This is a genomic window from Candidatus Magnetominusculus dajiuhuensis, assembly GCF_046044395.1.
Taxonomy (GTDB): Bacteria; Nitrospirota; Thermodesulfovibrionia; order Thermodesulfovibrionales; family Magnetobacteriaceae; genus Magnetominusculus; species Magnetominusculus dajiuhuensis.
In genome coordinates, this window is sequence record NZ_JBJUSG010000191.1 from 1 (window position 1) to 4,524 (window position 4,524).

3 protein-coding genes are annotated in these 4,524 nt (G+C 46.8%); all 3 read left to right on the plus strand.

Annotated elements, in window-relative coordinates:
* Window positions 1-158 precede the first annotated feature (158 nt).
* Genes AB7D94_RS16520 through AB7D94_RS16530 form a run of 3 tightly spaced genes read left to right on the plus strand, consistent with a single transcriptional unit; the run spans window position 159 to window position 4,311 of the window.
* Window positions 159-686, plus strand: coding sequence for a hypothetical protein (locus AB7D94_RS16520; protein WP_420267159.1), 528 nt, complete (start codon window positions 159-161; stop codon window positions 684-686).
* A complete protein-coding gene (locus AB7D94_RS16525; RefSeq protein WP_420267160.1) occupies window positions 687-3,209 on the plus strand; it encodes a dynamin family protein in 2,523 nt (840 codons plus the stop codon). It begins immediately after the preceding gene.
* A gap of 46 nt (window positions 3,210-3,255) precedes the next feature.
* Window positions 3,256-4,311, plus strand: a complete 1,056-nt coding sequence (locus AB7D94_RS16530) for a hypothetical protein (protein ID WP_420267161.1) — start codon at window positions 3,256-3,258, stop codon at window positions 4,309-4,311.
* The last annotated feature ends 213 nt before the right edge of the window (window positions 4,312-4,524 follow it).

The window sequence follows — 4,524 nt, forward strand, 5'->3', positions numbered from 1 at the left end:
GAATAGGACATTTCTATTTTGGTAAGAATAGGACATTTCTACTTTGGTACGACACATGACGAAATATTATTTGACTTCGCAAAGCCCCATACATTAATATCTATAAGCGAACTTTTGTTAAATTAACCAATTATGGGGCAGGAGGGGCGGTAAGAAACATGGATAATGGTTACTATGTTGATGTTGTAACGAAAAATATATTGTCGGCATTGTCCGAGCACATTTCTGACTCCATAGCCGACCAGTTAATCGGCGTCGTAAAAAAAACTACCACTCAGTTAGAGACAAGGCTCTTCACAATGTTTGACAGTGTCAGTAAGGACATTGCCAACGCCGTCAACGACAACATGCGTGCCTCCAATGAACGTCTGCTGGCAATAGAAGAAAGCCTCAATGAGATAAGACAAAGGCTCGGCGCAGTAAACACCGCTCAAATTGACGCCCTTGCCAAATCCGTAGAGGGCGGACTTGCCTCCATTGTCGCAGAGCTAAAGGCCTCGCTGGGTGAAAATAACAAGGCGCAGTTCGACGCGTTAACGACAACTCAGGCCGAGATACTAAGGATGATGCTCGAAGGTGAACTCAGAAACGCTGAGGCTATGGCAGAGCGTGTCAACGGCAATAAAAAGGAAATCGGGGAAAGATTGAAGAGGCTTGACGCCTTTATCGCCAGCACGGGAAAATAAATGGAATCAGAAGAGATAAAAATAAAGAACTTTCTCACGCGTGTCTCCGACATAGTCACCCGCTTAAAGGCCCTTGGACACGATCAGTTTGCCAATAGAATCAATAACCTTGAGGCCAATATAAGGGATTTTTCTGTTCATACGATAAAAAGTGGCCTCGTCGGCATTACAAGCTCAGGGAAATCCTCCGTTATGAATATCCTGCTTGGCACGGGGACAAAAATCCTGAAAGAACAAAGTAAGGCCACTACAAATATGCTCGTGTTTTGCTCAAGGTCAAAGGAACCACAGCTTGAGATAATATACGAAGACGGCAGATCAATAAAGAAAACCGGTAACGATTGTCTGGGTGAGTCCATCTGGAAATTTACCTCAGAGGACGAAAACCCCGGCAACAAGTACAGCGTCAAGTATCTTAAAATCGGCCTGCCCACGTTTGTAATAGACGAGGACCTGGAGCTGGCCGACACACCCGGCCTCGACGCCTACGGCCTTAAGGAACACGAAGACCTCACCCTGCGCGAGTTCCTGCCGCAGGCGGATTTGATAATCTATCTGTCCTCAATCCGCAGCCCGATGAAGGAGGCCGACAGAAAAATACTTAACAAGGTAATGGACGCCGACCAGAGGATTGTCTTCGTGCAGACATGTAAGAGCGCCGTTGTTGAGAGCGGCTTCGCCTCAGAAAACTCAGAGGAGTCAATAGACAAACGCCTTGATAAATATAAGGAGGAGTTTGAGAAACTCATAAGCCCGTATTCACGCCTGAAAGACGCCCCTATCGTCCAGGTTGAGACTATGTCAGCCAATCGTTATTTTAAAGACGGTGACAAGGAGGCATGGGCAGAGTCGGGCTTTGAAGAGCTGGTACACGTCATCAAAAGCGTCACAAAGCAGTTGCAGTATGAATATACCATAAGAAACCTCAAAAAAATAGTTGACAGCGTCAACGCCCTGATAACCCTCCTGATAAGCGCGGTCAAAGAAGAGGCCGACAAGAAAAACAGCATCGAACATCTGATGAAGACCCTCGAAAAATTAAAAAAATACAACGAAAGAATATTAAATACCAAAAACCAGGTAGTCTCCATATGGAAAAAGAAAATAGACCCCGCCGGCATGTTCGCCGAGTTCCAGCATGAGCTATCGCGCACATATTCGTACCGCTATGAATTTAACCCCAAACACGACACAGAATTTATCGTCAAAGCAGACGCAATCAGCGAAAAAATGCACTCCATCAAGGCCAGTATGCTTGATAACCTCGACAACGCAAGGGACAAGTTCAAGGAATACTTCGACGATGTCGGCCTTGATGTACGGCGAACAGATATTCAAAGCGGCTCGGTGAAGAGTTTTTACCTGCCTAACGTGCAAAAAAGGAGTGTCTCAGGCAAGTCACTGCTGGCCTCTGGTAAAGACCTGACGGTGGAATACATTGATAAAACAAAATTTATTGAAGAGCTAAAGGCGTCAATAGAGATGTTCTTAGGGCCGCTTGCCGGACACCTGGACTGGTGGGATAAGACCATTACGTTTTCTTTTGTTGAGCCACTCTCAAAAAAGGTTGCCGCCTCTGTTGACGATATAAAAAACATCGAAAAGGGCGGAGACTATAACGAGGAGCAGTACAAGAGGCTGTCTGCCTTCAGCAAGGAACTCCATTACAGCGTCAAAGAGGTCTCGGCGTTGTGCGACATGGAGTTTATAGAGCAGAAGTTTCCGGTATATGGTAAAAAGATAACCTTCAAAAGGGAAAAAACCGGATTTATCAATATGTTTTTGCAGCTCAGCAGCCGTTACTATGAGGCATTATTCCATAACTATTATATCAGGAAATTGTCCGGGTTTTCCGGCAATAAACACAAAACCGTTGTCCTGATAGACCAGAACTATGAGTCGCAGATTAATTTTATAAACAAGCTGTTACGCCTTGACGCAGAGACACTTGACCATGTTCGCGCCCTTAAGCGGCCATATGTGATAAACCCTCAGAGCGCTGACGCGTTAGCCGAAAGCCTCTCTGTGGAGGGGGAATTTTCGGACAGCCTGACCTTCTACGTGCTTGGAAACGACGACGCGTCCATTGAGGCGGCAAAATCACACAAACTGTTTGAGCGGGCAGATGTCTTGCAGCTTATAATAGACGACCTGCACAGGGTGGCATCGGCCCTTGTGGATATTGTCGAGAGAAACAGATTTTTTGACAATATCGTAAAAAGACAGGATAAGCTCCTTCTGGCATACCCCGGCGGGGCGTATTTCCAAAAGGGCAGGCTGCACATCCTCGTAGATGAGGCAATCAGCGAAATGAATAAGATATTCGACGCCCCCTCAGTCCAGTGGTTTATATACGAAGGGTATGAGGTAAGATATAGTTATTTCTATGATATAGTCTCACAGGCGGCTGCCAATAATCTGCAGCCGGAGGATTGCATGAGGCAGTGGAAAGACCTGGGCATACCGCTTGACGAGCCTTTTACAGAGGACATACTGTTGGAGCAATTTGCCGAAATTACGTGAAAAATTGCCTGTATAAAAAAATAGCAACTATAAGGGAGACTGAGCCATGGCAGAAATAGAGGGAAATGATGATTTCCAGCAGATGCTTACGAAGTTAAAACAGAGGGTCAACAATATTGCCGCGGTCAAGGCCACCGTTGCAACCGCCGACACCGGGGGCGACATAAAGGAGCTGCTCACCGGCTTTACCGAGACGTTAAAGCAAGGGTTCACAGCGTTGCTGGATGACAAATCAGGGCAACTCGAAAGGCTTGGCGCCGTAGCCGCTGGGGCAGCAGAGTCCGCCGCAGCCAAAAAGGCCGTGGATTCAACGGCAGCCGAACTGAAAAAGGAGATTAACTCTACTCTCACTACCCTGTTGTCCGACCTTAATAATCGTCTTGAAGGGACATTGAAAGACAACATAAGAAACGCCTCTATGTCCATAAAAGACGAGATAGCCTCGGTTAAATCTGGCATACCGTCTATTGATATAAACGCCATCGGCAGCTCAGTTGAGACACTCGGCAACACCTTGAAACAGGCCGTTGAACAGTTAAAAACCGTAAGCGTACCGTCGTCCGGCGCTATGGATGGCACCGCCATGAAAAGCCTGACTCAGGAGATAAAACTATCTGTTGGCGAGGTGGTAAACACGAGGCTTGATACCGCTCTGGCACCACTCAGGGGCGAGATATCTGCCCTCAAGGCCGTAATCACGACTATGAAAATAGAGCCTTATACCTCTGCCAATAGTGGCATGGAGTTTGCTAAGAGCAACATTGACAACATCCGAAATGAATTCAGCGGTGAGATAAAAGAAATCAGGGCGCTTATCGAAAGGGAAAACAACATGGTCAAGTCACAGACGCTTGAATTTCTTGGGTTTATAACCGATACGATAGTCAGCCTGAGCGGGAAGATTGACAGCCTCCTGCGCCAGGGTGGAGCTGTGGCGACCACTGCTGCGCGCAGCCAGCAACAAGGTCGCGCCGCGGCGCTACCCAACATAGAGGCCCAGATAACCGAAGAGATCAAGAGCGGTCTGCAACGGGAAATTGCCCCCGTTATGGATGGCCTTGTGCATATAATAAGGTTTTTGGTCGCCCTGTCTAAGAGATAGTTTTACAAGATACATGATGGATACCAAGTTGCGTTCATATGAGTAATTTTGTCATTCCTGCGAAAGCAGGAATCCAGTCTTTCAGAAAACGGTGTAAGGACTGGATTCCAGCGCGTAGGCTGGAATGACAGACTTGAAAAAATATAGTTACTTTTATGAACGTAAGCGTCAAGAAAACCCCATCTTTACAGTGGGGGTAGCAGATGTCATAAT

Coding starts and splice junctions, on each gene's coding strand:
- AB7D94_RS16520 (WP_420267159.1), top strand. CDS start 159: ATGGATAATGGTTACTATGTTGATGTTGTAACGAAAAATATATTGTCG.
- AB7D94_RS16530 (WP_420267161.1), top strand. CDS start 3,256: ATGGCAGAAATAGAGGGAAATGATGATTTCCAGCAGATGCTTACGAAG.
- AB7D94_RS16525 (WP_420267160.1), top strand. CDS start 687: ATGGAATCAGAAGAGATAAAAATAAAGAACTTTCTCACGCGTGTCTCC.